Genomic DNA, 22,844 nt, shown 5'->3' with positions numbered 1-22,844 from the left:
AATTTTGAATTGCTGATTATTTATTCCTGAAATCCCATTTTTCCATCATGGCAACCATATCCGAAAGTCGGCATTCACCACACCAAACTAAATCAAGTTTTTTGAGCTGTTCAAGGCTGATACCACCCTCTTCGTCTGCAATGCGGTGATATTCTTGATCTCCCATTGCTGCTAATAAATCCCCAAAGATAATCATTTCATCGAACTGGGGATTTGTCTCTGGATCGTTTAAGATTAGCATTGCTCGTTCTTCGGGCAGTCCTTGAAGAGTATTAAAAATAAATCGTGTGGGAAAATCTGCATCCTGAAGTTGAGGATGACGCGACACTAACCCAGCCAACAGTACTCCTAAATAAGCGGCAGCTTGGGAATTACTCAATACTTGCATCTTTTGGCTGGCAATCTCAGTTAAATTGCTAAAAAATGCACACCCTAACTGCTGTTCGATGGTAGTAACTGGATCTGAGACTAGAGAAGATTCTAACTGTGCCTTAAATGATGCTTGATGCTCCTGTGGTACTTGGCTAAGTAAGATTTGCTCGGCGCGATCGCTTATAATAATTCTGCTATCAGATCCAAAGCTAAAGTCTTTACCAGGTTCTAAACCAGCACCTAATAAGGTTTGAAAGACGTTAATTTGAGCTTTTTCCCCCATCTGTTGATATTGGGCTTGTCCAATAAAAATTTGACAAAACCAACTGTGGCTGTCAGAATCGCATTCAAGCATTACCTCGTTAACAATCAAATTAGTTAACTTTTCTGCTCCCAAAATGCTTTGCCACTCTCTAATCAAGCTCTTAACGGCAGATATATCGCGTTTATTCAACGCCTTGAGCAATTGACGCTTTGCGGTAACTGCCAAATCTTTTTTTTGCCTAAAAATATTAATTTTCAATCTTTTGTGTAGGGTTCTAGATAATTCAAATTGTTATTTTTTTACTCCATTGGATAATTAGATGTCATGAGTAGGATTGCTGAAGAGTCAAGATCAAAGTAATCTCCTGATATACTTATCTACTTTCTCAAGTCTCATATATAGGAATCCGGTTTGATTACTGAAATCGCTTGGCTTAGTAGGCAATAGGCAAAAGGATTTCAGAAGATTAAGGTATACCGATTTTTTTTCACGCAATCAAATATGAGTCCTATAAATAAAAATATTAGCTAATCATTAATACTTTTACCTGCCAAAATGGCATTGATATTTTTTAATAAATATTTTTTTAAAGAAATATTACCATTAATAACGCCTAAGCTATAATCAAAGAATTTATAAGACTATCTTTATATTGATGAATAGTGATTTACTAAATGGACATTATCGAATATTAAAAGTTCTCAGTGATGCGGAAAAAGAAAAAACGTATCTGGTTGAAGATGTTAATCTTTCTGGCAGCCAATTTATAGTAAAGCAATTATGTATTCCTAATAGTAGCAATCCTCAAGCTTTAACTATCTTGCGCCGCTTGTTTGCCAGTAAGGCAGTAACTTTAGAAAAGCTAGGACAGGAACACGAGGAAATTCAAAAGCTAATTGCTTATTTTGAAGAAGATGAACAATTTTATATAGTCCAAGAATTTATCCCTGGTAATCCTTTAAGTGACGAAATAATTCAGGGGCAAGCTCTTAGAGAAGACCAAGTTATTAATTTATTATTAGATATATTAGAAATTTTGGTCGTTGTACATAGCTATGGCGTAATTCATCGGAATATTAAACCAACAAATATTATCCGCCGAGAATCAGATAAAAAGTTGGTTCTGATTAATTTTGGTACTTTTAATGAAACCATTACTAATACCGTTGACAATCTCGGATATATGCCTCAAGAACAAGTTAACGGCAACCTCAAATACAACAGCGATATATATGCTTTAGGTATCGTTGCGATCGCAGCACTTAGAGGTTTGCCTGCAAACGAAATATCTAATTTGCAAATTCAGACAAATCGACTGACGGGTGAAATAGTTTGGCACGATAAAAATCTAAAAGTTAACAGAAAATTAGCAAAAATTATTAATAAGATGGTGCGTTTTGACTATCGTAAGCGCTACCAGTATGCAACCGAAGTTTTAGACGATCTGAAAAAGTTAACAAATGTTGAGCAGGAGCAGCAAAAACAGGATCAGAAAAAATTATTACTAGTTTTGGCGGGAATAGCTGGCTGTATTGCACTTGGTATCGTAACGTGGCAATTGAAGTCGCTACAACCTGTAAGTGATGCTCAACAGACATTATACCGAGAAGGAGAAAAGAAATATGAGGCAGGAAACTATGAAGGAGCAATTGAAGATTTCAATCAGGCTATTGAATTAGATCCGCAAAACGCTTTGGCTTATAATAGGCGAGGCGATGCTTATTATCGATTAGGAGACTACGAGCAAGCACAAGCAGATTCTAGCCAAGCCATTTTGCTCAATCCTCAAGATGCTAATGCTTATTTTGACCGAGGATTTGCTTTTTCGGAATTAGGCAAATACAAAGAAGCGATCGCAGACTATACCCAAGCGATTAAATTAAATTCTAAAGACGCTTATGCTTACTATGGACGAGGATTAGCTCGCGCTCAATCAAAGGATAATAAAGGCGCAATTGAAGATTTTAGCAAAGCGATCGCTCTCAAACCTCAATATACCGAAGCTTACTTGCAGCGAGGAATTCTCCGCCGTCGCCTCAAACAAAAACTTGCAGCAATCCAAGATTTCGATAAAGTAATTAAGATTAATCCTAGTGATGCCAAAGCTTATTATCAAAGGGGTTTAACTCAATCTATTAATAAACAAAAATATGCAGCACTGAAAGATTATACAGATGCAATCAACATCAATCCCAAATACATAGAAGCTTATCTTAATCGTGGCGATATTTACAGCGATCTGGGAAATCAAGTAGAAGCTACTGAAGATTACAATACTATTTTACAAATTGATCCTAAATTTATTGCTGCTTACATTCACAGAGGTATTCACCGCTTTTCCTTTGGAGATTATAAAGGTGCTATTGAAGATTACACCGCAGCGCTAAAACTAGATACTAATAATTTAGCAGCTTACAACAACCGTGGTAACGCCTATCTGGAACTAGGAAATAAAAAAGCTGCAAATCAGGATTATTCACGAGCGATCGCAATTAATGCTAACAATGCTTTAGCCTACTATAATCGGGGCGTGATTCGCACCAAGCAGAAAAATAAACAGGGAGCGATCGCAGACTTTAAAAAAGCTGCAAAACTATTCAAACAGCAAGGGGAACAAGATAGTTATCAAGATGCACGGCGTGAAATTGCAATTTTACAAAATAATTCCGCGCCAGCACCAACTACGCGCCCTAAATCTGGGAAAATAGAAAAAAATTGAGCCATAAATCAATATAATATTGACTGTCAACGTTAAAACTCTTAAAGAGTGATTGTGCTATAGGACTCATATTTGATTGCGTGAAAAAAATCCGGTATACCTTAATCTTATGAAATCCTGTTGCCTATTGCCTATTGCAAGAGTGCCTATTGCCTATTGCATACTAAGCCAAGTGATTTCAGTAATCAAACCGGATTCCTATATTTAAATGTGTTTTATCTTACAATTTTAGCTTTGATGTTTTGTAGTAAGCACTTTAGTGCTTATAAAACAAGGACTAAAGTCCTGATTAATTATCATGAGTCACAGTATTGTATGACGACTCAATTAGGATTGCTATATGCTAATTCTCCTGACTTTTTATCCAGATAAACTGGAAATATTCACCCATAGAGATGTCGATACAGTACTGAAAAGAATTGATGCTTCTCACAATATTTGGTTGCGTTGTATTCACTTCCGCGATCGCACTGGAACAGCCAAAATCATCAAGCACTTTGGGCTAAATCCATCTCGTGTTAATATGATTTTCAACCATTCACCTGTAGGAATTGATGAAGACGTAGAAGATTGTTTATTTGATAGCTATGAAATCCTAAGTTCTCAAATAAAAAATAATGAGTTTGAGGTTGTGCGTGGCAACATTGTAGTTGGAAATAATTTTATCATAACTTTTGAAATCACTGAACTAAAAATATTAAGCATTCTTGCGAATAATCTCCAAAAACGAACTCTAGATATTCAAAAATTGGGAATTGACTATCTTTTTTATCTCATATTTAAAGATATTTTAAATAATTACGAAACTGTATTTACCTATATTTCTAGGAAACTTGATGATTTAGAAGATGAAGTTTTAGACAATTCTGGTGATGAATCAACGTACAAAAAAATTGCCACAATGAGGCAATCTACTCGTTCTGGACGCCGTAATTTTCAAAGCATCAAGTTACTTATGGCTATTATGGATAATGAAGATTTCCAATGGATCGGCCAGCCAGTGAAAGAATTATTCAATCAAGAATTGGTTCATCACGTTGATAAACTCTGGCAAGAATATCAAGCTATACGAGCCTGGATGTCAGAATTGATGGAAATTCAACGCGATAATATTGCTAGTAAAACAGGTGAACGAATTAATCGCCTGACTATCTTATCGACCATCTTTTTGCCAATAACTTTTATATCTGGTTTCTATGGTATGAACTTCAAAAATATGCCTGAATTAGAACAACCTTTGGCTTACCCTGTGGTGATTTGTATGATGATATTAATTGTAATCGGTAGTATTGTCTATGCAAAAAAACAACGTTGGTTGTAGTATATATAAAGTTATTCAAAGTCTCAAATTATTAAAAAAATTGCAATTATAAGTCAATGGTTTCAGATAATATAAAATCAAATTTATATATAGAAATCCTATTTGAAATGTGAGAAATATAAATTAGGAAACGAACCACCAAGGGCGCAAATGACGCAAAAGAAAGAAAAAAGAGAGATATAATTTTCACGAATGATTTAGGATTATTATATATACTTTCATTAAGTAATTGGATTAACCTTAAGTTGGTAAATAAACGTGAATCTACCATTGATTATTCGTGCTGAAGAACACAATAAAAAAACCGCAATTGTGACAACGAACGGAGCATTTACCTATCGAGATTTGCTCCACACTTCCAGTCAAATAGCAACAAGTCTTCTTCAAAATACAAAAGATTTACAAGAGCAGCGAGTTGCCTTTCTCATTCCGCCTGGGTTTGAGTATGTAGCCACTCAATGGGGAATTTGGCGTGCTGGTGGCATCGCTGTACCTCTGTGTGTTTCGCACCCGCAACCAGAATTGGAGTATGTAATTACTAATTCTGGAGCATCGATTATTATTGCTCATCCTAATTTTGAAGATATACTGCGTAGTTTACCGCCGCAGGCATCGCTCGCCGAAGCACACAATTTGCGATTTATTCTCACCTCAGAAACGCTCCCAGATAATATTAGTCGCCTCCCAGAGATTGATATCACTAGACGCGCCTTAATTCTCTACACTAGCGGTACGACAGGTAAACCCAAGGGTGTAGTTACGACTCACCAAAATATTCAAGCACAAGTGACTAGCTTAACTACCGCTTGGGAATGGACATCGGATGATCGCATTTTACATATCCTGCCCCTGCATCATATTCATGGGATTATTAACGTACTGACTTGTGCTTTATGGGCTGGGGCGGAGTGCCATATATTGAGCAAATTTGATACCGAAACCGTTTGGAGGCGAATTTGTGATGGTGACTTAACCTTATTTATGGCAGTACCAACAATTTATGTAAAGCTAATTGCGGCTTGGGAAACTGCCTCTAAGGAACGCCAAAAAATCATGTCAGAAGGTTGTGCTAAAATGCGCCTGATGGTTTCTGGCTCGGCAGCGTTACCAGTTCAAGTTTTAGAAAAGTGGCAAACCATCAGCGGCCATTTTCTGCTTGAGCGCTATGGCATGACTGAAATCGGCATGGCCTTATCGAACCCTTTACACGGTGAACGGTTATCTGGATATGTCGGGAAGCCTCTGCCTCAAGTTGAAGTGAGATTAGTAGATGAGAACGGAGAGTTAGTTCCAGCCGGAACACCAGGAGAAATCCAAGTTAAAGGGCCTGGAGTGTTTCTAGAATATTGGCAAAACCCCGAAGCAACTGCCAAAGCCTTCCAAGATGGCTGGTTCCGTACTGGAGATACCGCAGTAATTGAGAATGACAACTACCGCATTCTGGGGCGGATGAGTGTGGATATCATCAAAACCGGAGGGTATAAAGTTTCAGCTTTAGAAATTGAAGAAGTATTGCGATCGCATCCAGATATTCAGGAATGTGCAGTGGTTGGGGTTGCCGATCCAGAGTGGGGTGAACGGGTTTGTGCGGCGTTAGTCTTGCAAGGGTCACAACCTTTAACATTACAAGCTTTCAGGAGTTGGGCAAAAGAGCGATTGGCTGTCTATAAAGTGCCAACTCAAATTTTGATAGTTGAAGAATTACCGCGCAACGCTATGGGGAAAGTTACTAAGCCGACGGTGGTTGAGCTATTTTGCTGATTGATGGCGATCGTAAACGCCAAATTGACTTGGAGTTTAAAGTTAGCTGGCTTCGAGTTGACTATAAGGGCGTAGCGCGAGATTATCTGTTAGACGATTTAGAAACAAAGCTTAATTGCAACAAATAGGCAAACCTGCACTACTTTTGCATAGCTAAGTTAATAAGTAGTTAGTATGAAAATTGTTCAAGAAGTTTCTCTAATCAGTATTGGGAATTTTGAAGAATCAAACGATTGGTATATCATTCGGGCTGAAATTCGTAATGCTATCTCTTTAATCGTTCATCCTCCTGGTGCATCCAGTTTTACAATCAATCCAACAAAGCACGGTAATGGTGTTAAGCCAATTAAAGATGCTTGCATGATTGCATTGAGAGATAAATTTGGATGGAGTCTCGAAACTTCAATTAATTATGCAACTTGATCGCCAGGAAAGGTAGATGCAACAAAGATCGTTGACAAATATCTTTTTGCACTTGAGTGGGAAACGGGCAATATCTCTTCAAGCCATCGAGCAGTGAATAAACTGAGTCTTGGATTACTACGAGGTGTCTTTTTAGGCGCTGTCTTGGTACTCCCCAGTAGAAAACTCTACCCTTATCTAACCGATCGGATTGGCAATTATGAAGAGCTAGAGCCATACTTTGATGTTTGGCGGGCAATCCGTATTGAAGAGGGCTTTCTAGCAATCTTCGTGATTGAACACGATCGGTTAGATGAAAATGTACCACAGATTACCAAAGGAACAGATGGTCGTGCATTAGTCTAAATTTTCCTGCATGAATAGCTATGTAGAGTAAGGAATGGGCAGTTGTAATGCAGTTGTTTTGCCTTGTTTCAATTTCTTGCTTCCCCTTGCCGATTCCCATTGTTCTACAATTCCATTAGCCAAGTTAGTCAAGCGGTCTACTGCTGGCTCTGTATCTCCAATTTCTGAACCTATCCAGTAACGGTGTAGTTTTTCTGCTGCATAAAATGTAGTACCAGAACCCCCAAAAGGATCAACCACAATCTGCCCTGGATCGGATGCCATTGCGATAATCCGTTCCAGCATAATGGGAGCTAGTTCATTGGGAACTCGTTTTTTGTGCCGACGATGCCGAACGGGTGGAATATCAGTCCACATCTCCTCGGTTAACGTCCATAAAACTTCAGTAGTGGAAGCTTCAGGGGCATCTTCCCAAACATCTTCTGGCATATCCCAGACATCCATTAAGTTGATGCCCTTGTCATTGAGGCTTTTTCTATGCCCACCATAATCACGAATCTCTTTGCCACAGTGCCGACAGAGTTGAATCGGTGTGTAGACTTTGTTGAAAACGGCTGGCTCACCTTTTGTATAATAGATCAGTCCATAATGAGCCGGAGACATCTTTTTACCTCTAGGAAAAGCCTTCGGCATTCTGCAAGCAATCCAATGCCGAAACCACATTCCTTTCCGATTGAGGTACGCGCCGTACTCTATACACCATTTGGGAAGGTTGAAGATAAATAAGCTGCCACCTGGTTTAAGTATACGAATGCTCTCACTCAGCCACTGTTGTGACCAGCTTAGATACCGATCTGCCTCCATCTGATCGCTTATACCTTCACCATATTCTTTACCGAGATTAAAAGGTGGGTCGGCAAATACCAGATCCACTGACTCATTACGCAAAGCTGATAGAAGTTTAAGGCAGTCTCCTTGGTAGAGTATGCCATGCTCACTAATGTAAACCTGTTGCAGTCCTTGTTGAGTTGCAACGTCAGGTGCGATCGTTTGAAACGGGAGCATTGACTTAACCTTTAGTACATTAGTATAGCTTGAGTATAGAAATTCTATTGTCAATTGTCAATAGAGTTTTATTGAGAGTTTGTACTACGCGGCTGATAGGGTTTTCCAGTAGGTTGATTCTTATACCTTTCTACCTCAGTAACTTCTATATAATAGTAACGCCCAAGTTTGTGAGCTATAATCTGACCGTTCTTAATTAGGTCGTGAATTCGCTGACGAGTTACATCAAGTAGCTTGGCAGTTTGAGCTACAGAAAGTAATTCCGGGCTATCATTTGATCCGGGGTCTGTCATAAGATGAAAATGCTTTAATCACCGGAGCCAATCTTTTTTATATTGCATATTCAAGAATAACTAAAATTTTCTGAAATAGATACTAGAAAGCGCTAGCCAGCAGTAAGTTAAAGGGTTTGAGCGGATCGCACCTCACTAATTTTTCACCCCTTCGGTATTTTGGGTGGACACCAAAAAAGATTTTTGCTAGACACCCCAAGGGATTCCAGAATTCCTCGCATCACTTCTGTGCAGTACATCCAGTGTCCCAAATCGTCATACATGCGATCGGGATTAAACTCGACATTGTAATGCAGCACATTGGAAAGGTCTAAAAACTCATCACCGCTTTGGGGAGAAAGAAGCAAGAGATGAAATGGCTTTCCCTGGCATTGTTTTTGTAGCTTGTTGACTAAATCGATCACACCACCGCGATCGCTAATTCCTGTGCGAATAAAAAGCACCTTGTCGCAATGCTGCAATACGTACCAAAACCTTTCAGCGCGTGCTGTGTAACGAACCCGCATTCGTTCATGGACGGGAAACATATCGTTCGTTGGGTCGTCTGTCTCCTCGACTTCATGGGCAAAGGATAAACCCGACCACTTACCGTGGTATATTCTACCTGCATCAGGGCTGTAGTGCAGAAAAGCAGGGTTCCACATATCATCAAAACCGTGTTCGATCGCATCTGCAACATCTGCAATATTGGTGGTGCGCGTTAAATCAAAGGGAAAGGCGGGGCCGTCATACTCCATCTTATATAGCATCATGCGGACGGCACAGCGATCGCCAAGGGGAAGAATTGCCACACGGCTGATATCCGATAACTCACATTTGTATTGGAACAACACCGCAGACTTAGCTGGTGCTTTCACCCGGCTTTCTAGCCCATTTTTACCAATCATCATCGTGCGAAAGGGGGCATCGGGATAAAGTGGATCTTCATAGACACCCGATGGCATGGCTTTAAGGGCGTTGCAAACCTCCGTCCACATCGGCTGAATGTTGTACTCGTTATCTGATTCGTTGATTATCCAGAGGTGGCGTTCATCCGCTTGCAAAATCCCCAGATGCCCGTCATAGAATAAAACGTTGTTTGGCAAAAAGAGATTGAAGGCGGGGCTATATTCTAGATCGGTATTTGGGGGGATATTTATTGTAGTTGCGATCGCGCCATCTTCTACAGCAAAGAAGGGGAGCGTCCCTGGTTGGGTATGCTTCGCAATGTAAATACCTGGTATCAATCCAGCCTGACTTTGCAGTGCAGTTTGTAGTTCTTGCCAATAGGGAGCGATCGTGTAGCTGTATTCCGATGAATTAACAAACCGTAAACGCTTCTCTTCCATACAGACAGAGACATGAAAGCCCCCATTGTCAAAATAGATGGTGAACTCATTCGGTTGCTGGAAGCGTTGTTTTTCTTTCGTTAATTCGTCTTTGTCAATGTCGAAGAGGTGCTGGTCGATCTGCTGATACATCAGGTTATGACCGATTGTATTTGGGTGAGCCGGATCAAAGGATATCCCCGCTTTCCATCGTCCTTGCCCATCATCCACAGCTGCCAACCAATCCAGTACAACCACGCCCCAACTTAGCATCCGGTTGTGTGTGTCTCGGAGCAGCCAATAATGTTCCAGAGAATAATCACCATTGGGATAGACACCGCCCAGAATTGGAATAGCTCCGATGTCGCGCGTCATTTTCAGCAGTTGCTGCAAGCCATTTTCAAAGCGTCGCTGTACTGCCCGTCGTTCGCGAGGGGGACAGTAGGCTAACCCTTCATTGCCCAGAGACAAGGCAATAATTACGATATCTGGTTGTTCTGGGGTGACAACTGAGTTAAATCGAGCGATCGTTCTGCTGACATTTGCCCCTACCTCCGACACATTTATAAGTTTGTGCCCATATTTTTGCTGTAAAGCCTGTGCCAACAGCCAGACCCAACCTTTCAAAAACCAAGCTTTATGACCTAATGCAACGGAACTGCCAATGACTACGATTTTTAAACCTTCAGACTCTTCATCCAGGGGTATTCTGACAGCAGACTCCTGAATGTATCCGAATGGATAAGGTTGTAAATAACTGAATGCGCCATCATCCATAATAATTGTGCTGGCACGATCGCTAGGTTCAATCAGAATCCATCGGTTTGTATCTAGTAAGCTCTCCCATTGTGCATTGCCGTTTGCATCGAGACGTATGTATTTATATTCAACTCTCTGTCCATCGCCTGACTTTAAAGACGGCTGAATGTCAATTTCTATATCTGTCCACCATAAAGGATAGCGATCGCCATTTGTACGCAGGTAGACACATTTTCTGATGTCCCACAATCCCAACTCTGGAGTAGAACCGACCAGACAGATGGATTCACCCATTTGCGTGTATGCACTGATCTGGAATCGATACATAGAGTTTATCCTGTTTTAGTGAGTACGATACCAAACAGTCAGGCTGAATCCTTAAACCTGTTTTGAGAATATCACATAGAACTCTTAATAATCTGGTATGAATCTTGTTAAGTATACTGAATTTCTGATTTACATCACCGAAAGCTACAGCAGTCAGACTTTTCAATAATTAAGTCGGATTTTTATAGAAAATTTAATACTAATCAAATAGAATATATTGTATTAAAAGTTTTAGTACAACTAAGAACAAATCAAAAAAAGGATAAGATTAAGTTAAGTTTTTCCTTTATATAGGGTAAAAATACTTAAACATCTTGTAGTAATTGCTATCTATTCGAGTTAACCAACACTGAAGGTTAATACAAGACTGATATTTGATTTTTGAAAAAGCTCAATACAACTAGGAAGCCTTCTTCCCCATTCCCTATTGCCTATTGCCTATCAGGAATCTAGTTTACTTAAATACTTACGATAATTTGCGATCGCTTTAAACATCAGGTTTACTAATTCGCAGTCCCATGATCACCAAGTCTCGTTCAACGGTATCAAGTTCGGCAATTTTAGGCAAATGTCCCCAGCGTTGAAAACCAAATGTTTCAAAGAGTTTTAAACTGGGTTGATTGTGGGCAAAAATGAAACATACTAGGCTCTTTATACCTAAACTAGGACTTTCGTTAATTGCTTGTGTTAATAGTTGTCGTCCCAAACCACACCGATGAAAGCTAGGGGCTATGTAAATACTAATTTCGGCAGTCTTACTATAGGCGGGTCGCCCATAAAATGATTGAAAACTAAGCCATCCGGCAATTATTCCTTCTACTTCAATTACCCAAAGTGGTCGTTGCGAAGGCGATCGCCCCTTAAACCAAGCAAGGCGACTTTCCACAGATACTGGTTCTAAGTCAGCAGTTGCCATGCGGCTAGGAATCGCAGCATTATAAATTGCCACAATTGCAGGTAAGTCAGTTTCAGTCGCATGGCGAATAGTCATTTATACCGTCTCGGAAAAAATCTTCAGAAAATATTCAAAAATAATACAGTGTTAACAGTAGCAATTCTACGGCTTCTATTGTAATTGTCATAGATACTTTGCCTGGTCAGGGCTTCGTACCTTACATGAGATAATCTCTATCTCTACTAGCAAGTATGCGATGCGCCACTACGAGAGACATCACGCTTCCTATAACTACAGTAAAATCCCAACGCCCTACCTACTGTATTTTATGTAACAAAGAAACTTTATAACTCTTTAGTTTTAAAGTCTAAATTTTTATTCCTAACGCATCATTCAGTATTCATCCTAGAGAAATAGATAATTTTATCATGTCAGTAAAAATAAACTTTTCTCTCTGAATGTTTATGTACTGATTTGGTCAATTTGAGATAATTTAAGTTCTTTGATTCAATAAGCAAAATAGTTGATTAACGTTTTAAGTTTAAACTTATTATCAAATAAAACCTTCTCAAATGCATTAACAGCAAAACTTATAGGTAATTGTATCTATATCTCTACAGATAAATTGTAGAAGTCTATCTAATAATAAATTGTATTTATTGCTATTAATAGACTTTTTGTATTTGTATTAATAAATACAAATAATACATTATATAGCTAAAGACAGAGGTTACTATCATATACTATTCTTTACAATTGATATAAATATCAATGGATTAATATTAAGCCAAAGTAGTATGTCTATTAATTGTTTAAAAAATAATGATAAATTTCCTGCCAATCAAAATAATAATATTCCCAATATTGTTGAAATAGCGCTTTTGATAGATCAAATCAAAAGTAGTATTTGGCTTTTTGGTATTCCATCTTGGCTTTTCGGAATCACTGATAGAAGCATTGCCGCATTTGCAGATGGTTATTTATCTCCTCTAGAAATATTTCAGCTATTTACAGCCTCTTTCTTTTTTGTGAGTTGGCTATATCTCAAGCCGCAAGAAAGTTTTAATAGCAATGATTTAGACCCCATCCAATATCAAGAATATCTTGCTCGTACTCAAGCTAACAAGCTTCAATTAAAAAAGCTTCACATGATTAGCCAGGAGTACATTTTACCTTTCCCTTATATTTGCCAAATTTATCATCTCTTGAACTTAAAGCATTTGGAAACAATTCATAGATTTAGCCTTAATAATCTTAAAATTCTTAATATTAGCCAGTTTAAAACTACAAACGTTGGTGGTAAAATTACATTTCAAACGATGTTAGATTCGCCAGCTAATCCTTTGAGAATTTGGCGGCAACCGACTGTAGAGGTGGACTTAATATTACATACTCCCTATACTGTTGAACTGAGTATTCCCGTCTACAATAACAAAAGGATAATCGTGATATTTCATGCTTTCCCTTTAAATGATTCAGAACATCACTTGTTTATAGATATTTATAGCGATCTAGAGTGGCCAAAGCCATTATTACAACTAGTCTTGCATTTTGCCTCTTGTTTGACACTCTTTGAAGATTTGCCGTATTTAAGAGCTTTGGCTGATAAAAACATAGACCGTTTATTCACTTTAAATAGAGCTTCAAATCACGAGACTGCGTTGCTGTTTAAAAGGTACGTTGAGCTATATGGATCGAGTCAAGAAACAACTAAATTACTTGAGGGAAGAGAATAAAGTTAGGAGTTTATAGCATTGATCTGCCCTTGTTAGGTACAGCAACCCCACCCCCAACTCCCTCCCCGCAAGCGATGAGGGGGCTATAGGAATCTTATCTGTCTAAACAGGATTTCAGATAAAACCCTTATCAAACGGCCTTTTCAGTCTAAGTATGTTTTCAACAATTAAATCGTAGTCCTATAGGACTCATATTTGATTTATGAAAAAATTCAATACAACTCAAAGAGGTTTCTTGCCTATTGCCCATTGCCTATTGCCTATTGCCTATTGCCTGTCTACGCAAATAAATTCAGAAATCAAATCGGATTGCTATATATGATTAGGAAACACTATAAAACTTCTAACTCCTGATTTGATTTAGTTAAGCGCGTGCTAGTAAGGGAGCCGCAGCTAGTAAGGTTTTGGTATAAGGGTGCTGAGGATTGGCAAAAATCTTTTTTGTCAGATCAAGTTCGACAATTTTACCGCCATTCATCACGGCAATGCGATCGCACAAAAATCGAGCTAACCAAAGATCATGAGTGATGAATAGATAAGTCAACTCAAACTCTTCTTTTAATTGCAACATCAAATCCAGTACTTGCGACTGTACACTTGCATCTAACATACTCACAGGTTCATCGCAGATTAAAAGTTTAGGGTGAGTAATCAAAGCACGAGCGATCGCTACTCGTTGCTGTTGTCCACCAGACAAATCTGATGGATAACGCTGATAATACACTTCTGGCGGCGTTAACCCAACTTTTTCTAACATCCACAAAACCTGTTCTTTTGCCTTAGCAGGATTGGCAAGATTGTGGATAAATAAAGGATCGGCAATACTTTGTCCCACTGTCATCGCTGGATTCAGACAAGCATGAGGATCTTGAAAAACCATTTGTATTTGTCGTCGTGAAGAACGAATTTCTTGACGCGACAGTTTAGTTAAATCCTGTCCTAAAAACTCAACTTTGCCACTAGTGGGACGAATTAGTTGCAAAATTGTTCGTGATAGTGTACTTTTACCACAACCTGATTCCCCAACTAAGCCAAGAATTTCTCCTGAATAAATATCTAGGTTGATGCCATCTACTGCTTTAATTGTTTGCGCTTGGGTTTTCAATAATCGTTCGATAAAGTTAGGTTCGATGGTGTAGTGTTGCTTGAGTTCTGTAACACTCAAAATTGGAGATTGCTGATTAATAATCGGTAATTGCTTTTCTCCTTCATTGGCAATTATTAATTCTCCACTATCATTTACTGCTTGAATGTGTAACGCTGCTTTTAACAGCGATTGCGTGTATTCATGTTGAGGTTGCCTAAATACGGTTCTTGTAGAACCCATTTCGACCATCTTGCCGTTGTACATTACGCCAATGCGATCGCAATACTCAGCCACCATTGCTAAATCATGAGATATCAACAACAATCCCATGTTTTCTTCACTGCACAGGCGAGTTAATTCTTGCAATATCTGCGCGGAAACAGTGACATCTAAACTGGTGGTAGGTTCATCGGCAACAATTAATTTCGGGTTGAGGAGTAAAGCTAAGGCGATCGCTACCCGTTGGCGCATTCCACCACTAAACTCATGAGGATACTGATTCCAACGGCTGAGTGGAATATTCACCTTTGCCAAGGTAGCAAGTGCTTTTTCTTTAGCTTCTCGCGTTGATAATTCTGGTGAGTGTGCCTGGAGGGTTTCGATACAATGCTTCCCAATAGTCATCAACGGATCGAGGCGTGTCATGGGATCTTGAAAAATTAAGGCGATCGTCTCTCCCCGAAATTTCCGCAACTGGTTAGGTGTCAAGTTAAACACCGACTGTCCTTGAATTGTCACCTGTCCCTCAACCCGACTAGAGGCTGGTAGTAAACGCATTACTGCCCGTCCTATAGTTGACTTACCACAACCCGACTCTCCCACCAATCCCATTTTTTCACCCGGTTGCAAGGTGAAAGATACATCATCAACCGCCCAGCTTGCTTCTTCTCCACTCCGTTGAGGATAGGCAACTCGCAGATTTTCGATACAGAATAAGGCTTCACTCATAGTTTAGTTATTAGCCCTGAGCTACCAATTTTTATAGTTTCAAATTTAAGATAGTCTATCAAATTAAGTATTAGACCTGTTTTATGAAGAAGAATTCAGAACTCAGGAGTCAGAATTTAGAATACATTCTGTACGACTGGGTGATAGTGGAGCTGAATCTTTTTCCTTGCTTATTACTCTATCCCTTTATCGGTAGAGTATAAGCAATTCTGAATTCGGAATTCTGGCTCCTCTTAATTCAAGACAGCTATCGATATTCTTGATAACCACTGCTAAAGTTGATACAGCACACAACTATGATGTTACAAGTGCAAAATTCCCACCTTTAGCAACTAGAATCAAAATTAAGTCAGGAAATCAGAATTTTCAAGTTAATATTATGGAGCAAAATCAGCCAGAACAGCGCCTCGCTGCCGATCAAGTGTTTCAAGAATCCCTCGAACAGTTAGAGGATATCTTACAGGAAAGTTTGACTGAGGAAGAAATCCCCCAACTGCATACTAGTAATTTCACTGAAATCGAACTCGATCAAGACTTGACAGATATTGATTTAGCAGCTCTTGAGGACGCAGTTGCTGATATTGAACAATATCTCGAAGAAATAACAAAAACCAAATAGGGGTAAAAAGTTAAAATTTATTACTGACAAATTAGTTGCCGTTGAGCTTCGTACAACATTAAAGCGGCTGCGATCGCCACATTTAAAGATTCCACCCCAGGACTCAAAGGAATTCTTACTTGTTGGTCTGCGATCGCTGCTAAATCTGCTGATAATCCAGCGCCTTCATTTCCCAATAAAATTATACTGGGTTTTCGCCAGTCCACTTCCCAATAAGTTAAAGTCGCACTGGGTAAGGTTGCCACTACCTGCATTCCTGCCTGCTGACTTTGTTGAACTGTCGCTTTTAAATCTTCGGTTACGGCTGCTGCTAGGCGAAACCATTGCCCTGCGGAAGCACGTAGAACTTTAGGGCTGTCTAAATCTACACTATCTCCACTTAGCCACAACCCCGATGCTCCGGCGGCTGCGGCAGTGCGGATCATTGTACCCAAGTTGCCGGGATCTTGTACAGTTTCTAAAGCTAGCACTAAACCAGTCAATGGTACTTGAGTTTGGCGTTCCCTTCGTTTTGCCGTTGCCACCACACCATCGGGTTGGACTGTGGTAGCGATCGCATCCAAGACTTCTTTACTGACAATTTCGGCGCGATCGCATCGCCTACAAGCTTCATCCCACAGCGAAGCGTGATCTGCTTGCCAATCTGGAGTACAACACACTGTTTCTAGCGGGTAATTCACCGCACAAGCTTCTTCTAAGAGGTGTGTTCCTTCCAGTAAAAATAATTGCTGCTTGTGCCGCTCCTTATTGGAGTGGAGTTTGCGGATTTGCTTAACTAAGGAATTTTGTAAACTGGTTAACATCAAAAAGCTAAAAGTTAGGAATTAAGAGTTAGGAGTTAATTTAGTTTTCTTTTAACTCATAACTCTTCACTTCTAACCTAGATAATATGCGGAACCCGGGACTTGAACCCGGAAGCCTTGCGGCACTAGAACCTGAATCTAGCGCGTCTGCCAATTCCGCCAGTTCCGCTAGCACTTATGCTTATCGACAATTTCCTATTATTGCGTTATCTTTCACCTTTGTCAAGTGAAAACATAACCTCTCGTTTAAAAGGCTCAGATTGGAAACAAGTTTTTCAGGGGATTAGGTCGAATCAAAATATTAACTCAACAGCACAGCATTAATTTTTAGAGAATACTTAAGTTATTTTACTGAGTATTTAATTTTGCTTAAAACTACTAATCATTATTTATTTTTTATTAAATTTTTTAAAAGCTCAAAAGCCTTGCTATGAATTGTTTTCAAGCTCTAATTTTCATCTAAAAAGTCATTTTTTTATGCAAGACGCTGCTCTAAAACGTGGACATTTTGAATCTTTACTGTAGAATCAAAACCAACTTCAAACATATAAAATACGTATTACTTTTGGAGGTAGGCTTATTAATCCTTCTACCAGCTTAACAGATGCCAAATTTACTCCAGAAGCAGACTCCTCAGTTTTGCAAATTTGGGGCGGGCATCCTTTGCGAGGTCATGTGAAAATTAGCGGGGCAAAAAATGCAGCATTAGTAATAATGGCTGGAGCCTTGCTGTGTCCGGGTGATTGTCGTATCCGCAATGTCCCCTTATTAGCGGACGTAGAGCGGATGGGTCAGGTGTTATCGGCTTTGGGTGTACAATTAACCCGGCAAGGCGATATTTTAGACATCAACGCCAGCGAGATTAAAACATCAAAAGCTCCCTACGAACTAGTTACCCAGTTGAGAGCGAGTTTTTTCGCCATTGGAGCCATTTTGGCAAGACTGGGAGTAGCACAGATGCCCTTACCAGGTGGTTGTGCTATTGGGGCAAGACCGGTTGACTTGCATGTGCGAGGACTGCAAGCAATGGGAGCAGAAGTACAAATTGAGCATGGCATTTGTAATGCCTACGTCCCTGGCAGCAGCCGGAGATTAAAAGGTGCGAAGATTTACTTAGACATTGCCAGCGTGGGAGCGACAGAAAACTTGATGATGGCGGCTACCCTAGCAGAGGGGGAAACGATCATCGAAAATGCTGCCAGAGAACCGGAAGTAGTCGATCTAGCTAACTTCTGTAACGCGATGGGAGCTAAGATTAAGGGCGCGGGGACTAGCAGGATTATTATCGAAGGAGTCCCCAAGTTGCATTCTGTTGACTACAGCATTATTCCCGATCGCATTGAGGCCGGGACGTTTTTGCTAGCAGCAGCAATTACCCGCTCAGAACTGATCCTCTCGCCAGTGGCTCCAGAACATCTCATACCAGTGATTGCCAAGCTGCGGGATATTGGAGTAACCATAATTGAGGACAAGCCTGAACACTTACATATTCTGCCAGCAGAAACCCTCAAGGCAACGGATATTGAAACTCAATACCATCCAGGTTTTCCCACAGATATGCAAGCGCCATTCATGGCTTTGCTGACATTGGCAGAAGGCGACAGCGTAATTAACGAATCCGTCTTTGAAAATCGCTTGCGTCATGCCTCAGAGTTGAATCGCTTGGGGGCAGATATTCGTGTCAAAGGCAATGCTGCTTTCGTTCGGGGAGTACCAAAATTGTCTGGCGCACCAGTATTAGGTACAGACTTACGAGCATCGGCAGCCCTAGTCATAGCAGGACTGGCAGCAGAAGGACAAACCACAATTCAGGGCTTACAGCACCTCGATCGCGGCTATGATCGACTCGATGTGAAATTGCAGCAATTGGGGGCTAAAATCCTTCGCGTAGGCGAAACATCAACAGATGCAGAAATCCTTCCCAGCATTAGTAGCCTGTCAAGTTGAAATTGATCGGTTGAGACTGACGCAAAGAAAAGGGAAATTAGGAAGACAAGGTAAAATTTTCTTCCTACTCTTCCCTATCTATATCCTGCGATCTGCTGAATTATCCTCATAGATAGAAGCTTTTAAGCTTTGCTAATATCTTTTTTTGATGAATATTCAGGAAAAATCTGTGTTGGCTGTTACAATATTGTTAAGAAAAGTTGCCCGTTGCATTTTGGGAACGCGCAATTGGGTTTTAACTCTCTTGAGAAGACAACGTAAAAAATTTTCTAGACCAGCTGTGGGAGGCTGGTCTTTTTGTATTTAAAGTACTTATACGTTGGTTGTCCGATAATATCATGTCCGCATAATTAGTTACGATTCCCATAGTCATTGCACCCCACCCCCAACCCCTCCCCGCTCTTCAGGAGGGGAGACAAAGCACAGCTTTGGCGGGGTAGGGTTCTTCGCGTTTAATAAGTGATTAAGCGGACATGATATAACTCACTACAAACAGCTTGAACATTTGTGTTTAGTCACTTCAAGCCTCTAACTAAGAATGCTCAAAAGGGAGATTTTTAAGTAATTTCCGCAATTTCTCTGTTTCGTATGCGTTAAATCTACTAAATATTTTCATTTTCCTGTCCCTACAACCTATTGCACCAGATAAGGATCGCTATCAATACTTGTCGGTTAACGGGAAAAGGGGAATGGGAAAGGGGAAAGAAAAAACCTTTAACCTTTTCCCAAAACCAAATTCCAGTTTAAAATCCAAAACCCGAGCAGTATTGGGATTGCTATAGGGTTTTGAAATATCAAACCTAGCAAAAATACTGAGGTTTATTTTTAAGACCACATAAAAGAAAAGACGCAAAGTTACCCTTTGCATCTTCTTTTAAAATTTTAAAAATTAGAAGCTGAATGTGGTTCTCAATGCACCAATCACAACATCATCATTGTTGTTATTGTGGTCTGGAGATGTTAACCAGATGACTCCTGGAGTAATGGTGATATTGTCACTGAGCTTATACTGATAGAACGCCTCAAGATGATAGGATGTGTCAGGATCGCTAGGCAATCCTGCGATGTTAGAGCTTGTTACTTTCGGCTCCACACCAGCAATGATTCCTGCTAAATTACCTTTTTTACCGAGGTCTGGGAAGCCCAGAGTAACGGCATAGTTCCAAATATCAACGTCTCCACGGGTTCCTCTCAAACTTTGACTGTTGGTGTATCCAGCCCAACCACCCAAGACTATGTTATCAGTGATGCCAATCGATGCCTGGACACCATAAGAATTACTGGAAAACCCTACTTCCTCTTCTGGTAAACCCTGGATACCTGCTATATTCTGGAAAGTTGCTGCATTGCTACCTGTGAGTAGTGGTTGGTTGTAGGAATTGATGTAAGTAAAACCGATAGAAATGCGATCGCTTGGTTTAACTGTCAACTGTGCCAACGCACCGTAAGAACCATTGAACAAACCATTATTGGGTGTAGGGTCATTAGCTGTTCCACTCAAATACCCTAGACTTAGTGCCAATTTATCATTGAACTCGTGCGTTACTCCCAACCCCGCGCCATTTATTTGGTTATAAATTGGGTTACGTGTACCAAAGGTGGACAAAGCTCCAAAAGCGCCATCACCATCAAAGAGATTGACAGTACTTGTAAGATCGTCTGCTGCACCTGCATTAGCAATAGCAACAACCTCTGTTTTTTCGCCCAGAGGGAATTTGTAATACAAGGCATCTATGGCTGCATTAGTAGTACCATCCTCGCCAGTAAAAAATAAGTTGCCCTCTGGCGTACCAATATTAGGGCCGAGAATATTATTAGCCTGGATTCTGGTGAACAGCGTATCTTTCCCTGTGAAACTGGTCACTAATTCTATCCGCGCCCGTAACCCTAAAGTTGTATTCTTATCTGTAATTTCTGCACCATTGACTGTATTTCCTGACAAGACATCGCTAACAACTGCAACAACTTGTCCTTGCAATTTAGTTGTAGTTGAGAACTGATTCGCCTCCAATTCAGCAGTTCGCGCTTCTACTGCATCTACACGACCTCGGAGTGTCGCCAGTTCGGCGGAAAAATCTTCTTGCAACTTTTGTAAGGTGGCTAAATCTTGTTTGTTCACCAAATCGCCAGTGGCTGTAGCAATAAGTTCGTTAACGCGATCAAGACAAGCATTCAAACCAGCAGCAAACTCATATCGCGTTAATGCCCGATTACCGCGATAAGTGCTATTTGGGTATCCTGCAATACAGCCATAGCGTTCAACTAAGGATTGTAATGCTTGAAATGCCCAGTCAGTGGGTTGTACATCAGAAAATTGAGACACAGAGGTAACTTGCGCTCTTGTCTGCTCTTTTGCGTCTGGATTAGCTAAAACTTGCACTTGATTGATTTCAGACATGCCAGAAGTTTCACCTGCAAATGTAGCAGTATTCACAAACAGCATTACACCGCAGACTGCTGGACTAACTAGCAGATATTTACAGAATCTTTTCATTTTCTCCTCACTCACACTTATCTCCTATTCACACCCAAACCACGTTTTTTTGACGGGTATTTTATGAGAATATTTGTCAGCAATCTTATCAGAAGTAAGCAACCTTTTTAACAAAAAAAGTCAATAAATCCTGATTATTGAGGGAAAACTAAATTGCAGAGGGCTGTACCGTCTGAAAAAGTTTTGTTGTTATTCATTACACAGCAAACCCAGAATGATATTATGTACTGACAATGAGAATGAGAATTATTATAGTATAAAGTTTAGAATACTTCCCATTGTCAATAGCGATGATGACAGAGGTAGAACAAGCATCCGTTTTGAGGAGAAATATCGTGATTGTGAATTGCAGAGAAATTAGAACAGGTGGGCAAAGAAGCGGCATCTTGCCCATAATTGCTCTGCTAATATTGTCGATGACTGCTGGTTGTAGCCAATCGAATCCAAATCAGGGAAGAACTTCCGAACAGTTGCCGCAAGCACAAGAAGCTGCTTCTACCCCACAGACACAGCCGGGAAAAACTAAAGTAGTAGCGACATTTTTGCCGATATATTTGTTTACTAAGGCAGTAGCTGGGGATGTTGCAGATGTAGAAATTCTAGTACCACCTGGTACGGAGGTACATGAATACCAAGCGACACCAGGAAATGTTAAAGCGATCGCTACTGCCAATGTGTTAGTAAAAAATGGTTTAGGTTTGGAGGAATTTCTGGAAGGTACTGTGAAAAATGCCCAAAATCCCAAATTAACTGAAATTGATGCAAGTATTGGTATTAAACCCTTAAATGAAATCTCACCTGTTGTGAAAACGACTCAAGATGAAAAAGACCATAATCATGCCCAAGGTAATCCTCACGTTTGGTTAGATCCAGTTTTGGCAAAACAACAGGTAACAAATATTCGGGATGGATTAATTGCAGCCGATCCCGCTAACAAAGCTACTTACAAAGCAAATGCTACAGCTTATATTAAAGAATTAGAAAGTTTAAACAGCGAATTTAAGCAGACTTTGCAAAAAAATTCCAGTTGCACCTTTATTACCTTTCATGATGCGTTTCCATATTTAGCTAAACGCTATAACCTCAAGCAAGTAGCTGTGGTAGAAATTCCCGAAGACCAGCTTTCTCCAACGGATGTACAAAATGCAATTAATGCCGTAAAACAGTACAAAGTTAAAGCTTTATTTAGTGAGCCAGGAGTAGATAATAAACTTCTAACGAGCCTCTCCAAAGACTTGAAATTAAATTTGCGTACTCTGGATTCTCTGGAAAATGGCGAAACAGATCCGCAGCATTACTTTAAGGCTATGAAAGCTAATTTGCAAACTTTAGAAACTGCATGTAAATAAATTTGTCATTAATCATTTCTCTTTTGTTCTTTACAAATGACCAATGACCAATACTTCGACTCCTTTCGA

15 protein-coding genes, 1 tRNA gene and 1 pseudogene are annotated in these 22,844 nt (G+C 39.9%); 8 read left to right on the top strand and 9 right to left on the bottom strand.

The window, feature by feature from the left end:
* Nucleotides 1-16: 16 nt before the first annotated feature.
* On the bottom strand, nucleotides 17-862 hold the full coding sequence (locus RMX98_RS00540) for a hypothetical protein (protein WP_322679128.1): 846 nt from the start codon (nucleotides 860-862) through the stop codon (nucleotides 17-19).
* A gap of 430 nt (nucleotides 863-1,292) precedes the next feature.
* Between RMX98_RS00540 and RMX98_RS00535 the strand changes: the two genes are divergently transcribed.
* From RMX98_RS00535 to RMX98_RS00520, 4 genes and pseudogenes are all read left to right on the top strand, one after another.
* A complete protein-coding gene (locus RMX98_RS00535) occupies nucleotides 1,293-3,356 on the top strand; it encodes a tetratricopeptide repeat protein (RefSeq protein ID WP_322679127.1) in 2,064 nt (687 codons plus the stop codon).
* A gap of 340 nt (nucleotides 3,357-3,696) precedes the next feature.
* Nucleotides 3,697-4,677: a magnesium transporter CorA family protein gene (locus RMX98_RS00530; RefSeq protein WP_322679126.1), complete on the top strand. Its 981-nt coding sequence runs from the start codon at nucleotides 3,697-3,699 to the stop codon at nucleotides 4,675-4,677.
* A 258-nt stretch (nucleotides 4,678-4,935) separates the two neighbouring features.
* Nucleotides 4,936-6,438, top strand: coding sequence for an acyl-CoA synthetase (locus tag RMX98_RS00525; RefSeq protein ID WP_322679125.1), 1,503 nt, complete (start codon nucleotides 4,936-4,938; stop codon nucleotides 6,436-6,438).
* A gap of 174 nt (nucleotides 6,439-6,612) precedes the next feature.
* Nucleotides 6,613-7,206: pseudogene (locus RMX98_RS00520) on the top strand (restriction endonuclease).
* An 18-nt stretch (nucleotides 7,207-7,224) separates the two neighbouring features.
* Here the strand turns inward: RMX98_RS00520 and RMX98_RS00515 are convergent.
* The 4 genes from RMX98_RS00515 to RMX98_RS00500 form a co-directional block, all read right to left on the bottom strand.
* Nucleotides 7,225-8,211, bottom strand: a complete 987-nt coding sequence (locus RMX98_RS00515) for a site-specific DNA-methyltransferase (RefSeq protein ID WP_322679124.1) — start codon at nucleotides 8,209-8,211, stop codon at nucleotides 7,225-7,227.
* A 68-nt stretch (nucleotides 8,212-8,279) separates the two neighbouring features.
* Complete coding sequence (locus RMX98_RS00510; protein ID WP_322679123.1) at nucleotides 8,280-8,504, bottom strand: helix-turn-helix domain-containing protein; 225 nt, start codon at nucleotides 8,502-8,504, stop codon at nucleotides 8,280-8,282.
* 143 nt (nucleotides 8,505-8,647) lie between these two features.
* Nucleotides 8,648-10,897 (bottom strand): DUF1796 family putative cysteine peptidase, encoded by a 2,250-nt coding sequence (locus RMX98_RS00505; RefSeq protein WP_322679122.1) that lies wholly within the window; start codon nucleotides 10,895-10,897, stop codon nucleotides 8,648-8,650.
* Nucleotides 10,898-11,384: 487 nt separating this feature from the next.
* Nucleotides 11,385-11,888, bottom strand: a complete 504-nt coding sequence (locus tag RMX98_RS00500; protein WP_322679121.1) for an N-acetyltransferase family protein — start codon at nucleotides 11,886-11,888, stop codon at nucleotides 11,385-11,387.
* A gap of 701 nt (nucleotides 11,889-12,589) precedes the next feature.
* Between RMX98_RS00500 and RMX98_RS00495 the strand changes: the two genes are divergently transcribed.
* Nucleotides 12,590-13,528, top strand: coding sequence for a hypothetical protein (locus RMX98_RS00495; RefSeq protein ID WP_322679120.1), 939 nt, complete (start codon nucleotides 12,590-12,592; stop codon nucleotides 13,526-13,528).
* Between the two features lie 364 nt (nucleotides 13,529-13,892).
* On the opposite strand, the gene RMX98_RS00490 is transcribed toward RMX98_RS00495, so the two are convergent.
* Nucleotides 13,893-15,563: an ABC transporter ATP-binding protein gene (locus RMX98_RS00490; RefSeq protein WP_322679119.1), complete on the bottom strand. Its 1,671-nt coding sequence runs from the start codon at nucleotides 15,561-15,563 to the stop codon at nucleotides 13,893-13,895.
* A gap of 259 nt (nucleotides 15,564-15,822) precedes the next feature.
* Here RMX98_RS00490 and RMX98_RS00485 point away from each other — a divergent pair, with 259 nt between their 5' ends.
* The gene (locus RMX98_RS00485) at nucleotides 15,823-16,182 is read left to right on the top strand and encodes a hypothetical protein (RefSeq protein WP_322679118.1); all 360 of its coding nucleotides are present in this window, start codon (nucleotides 15,823-15,825) and stop codon (nucleotides 16,180-16,182) included.
* A gap of 20 nt (nucleotides 16,183-16,202) precedes the next feature.
* On the opposite strand, the gene RMX98_RS00480 is transcribed toward RMX98_RS00485, so the two are convergent.
* Complete coding sequence (locus RMX98_RS00480) at nucleotides 16,203-16,985, bottom strand: RNA methyltransferase (protein WP_322679117.1); 783 nt, start codon at nucleotides 16,983-16,985, stop codon at nucleotides 16,203-16,205.
* 87 nt (nucleotides 16,986-17,072) lie between these two features.
* A tRNA-Leu gene (locus tag RMX98_RS00475) sits at nucleotides 17,073-17,154 on the bottom strand.
* 410 nt (nucleotides 17,155-17,564) lie between these two features.
* On the opposite strand from RMX98_RS00475, the gene murA reads away from it, so the two are divergent.
* Complete coding sequence (gene murA / locus RMX98_RS00470; RefSeq protein ID WP_322679304.1) at nucleotides 17,565-18,932, top strand: UDP-N-acetylglucosamine 1-carboxyvinyltransferase; 1,368 nt, start codon at nucleotides 17,565-17,567, stop codon at nucleotides 18,930-18,932.
* Between the two features lie 889 nt (nucleotides 18,933-19,821).
* On the opposite strand, the gene RMX98_RS00465 is transcribed toward murA, so the two are convergent.
* Entirely contained in the window at nucleotides 19,822-21,426 is a 1,605-nt protein-coding gene (locus tag RMX98_RS00465) for an iron uptake porin (RefSeq protein WP_322679116.1), read from the bottom strand.
* Nucleotides 21,427-21,833: 407 nt separating this feature from the next.
* Between RMX98_RS00465 and RMX98_RS00460 the strand changes: the two genes are divergently transcribed.
* Nucleotides 21,834-22,775, top strand: coding sequence for a metal ABC transporter substrate-binding protein (locus RMX98_RS00460; RefSeq protein WP_409881013.1), 942 nt, complete (start codon nucleotides 21,834-21,836; stop codon nucleotides 22,773-22,775).
* Nucleotides 22,776-22,844 lie beyond the last annotated feature (69 nt).

Origin of the sequence: Nostoc sp. DedQUE02, assembly GCF_034531035.1 — a bacterium.
GTDB lineage: Bacteria > Cyanobacteriota > Cyanobacteriia > Cyanobacteriales > Nostocaceae > Nostoc.
The sequence above is the reverse complement of the archived record's forward strand: the minus strand, read 5'-3'. Positions and strand labels throughout refer to the sequence as shown.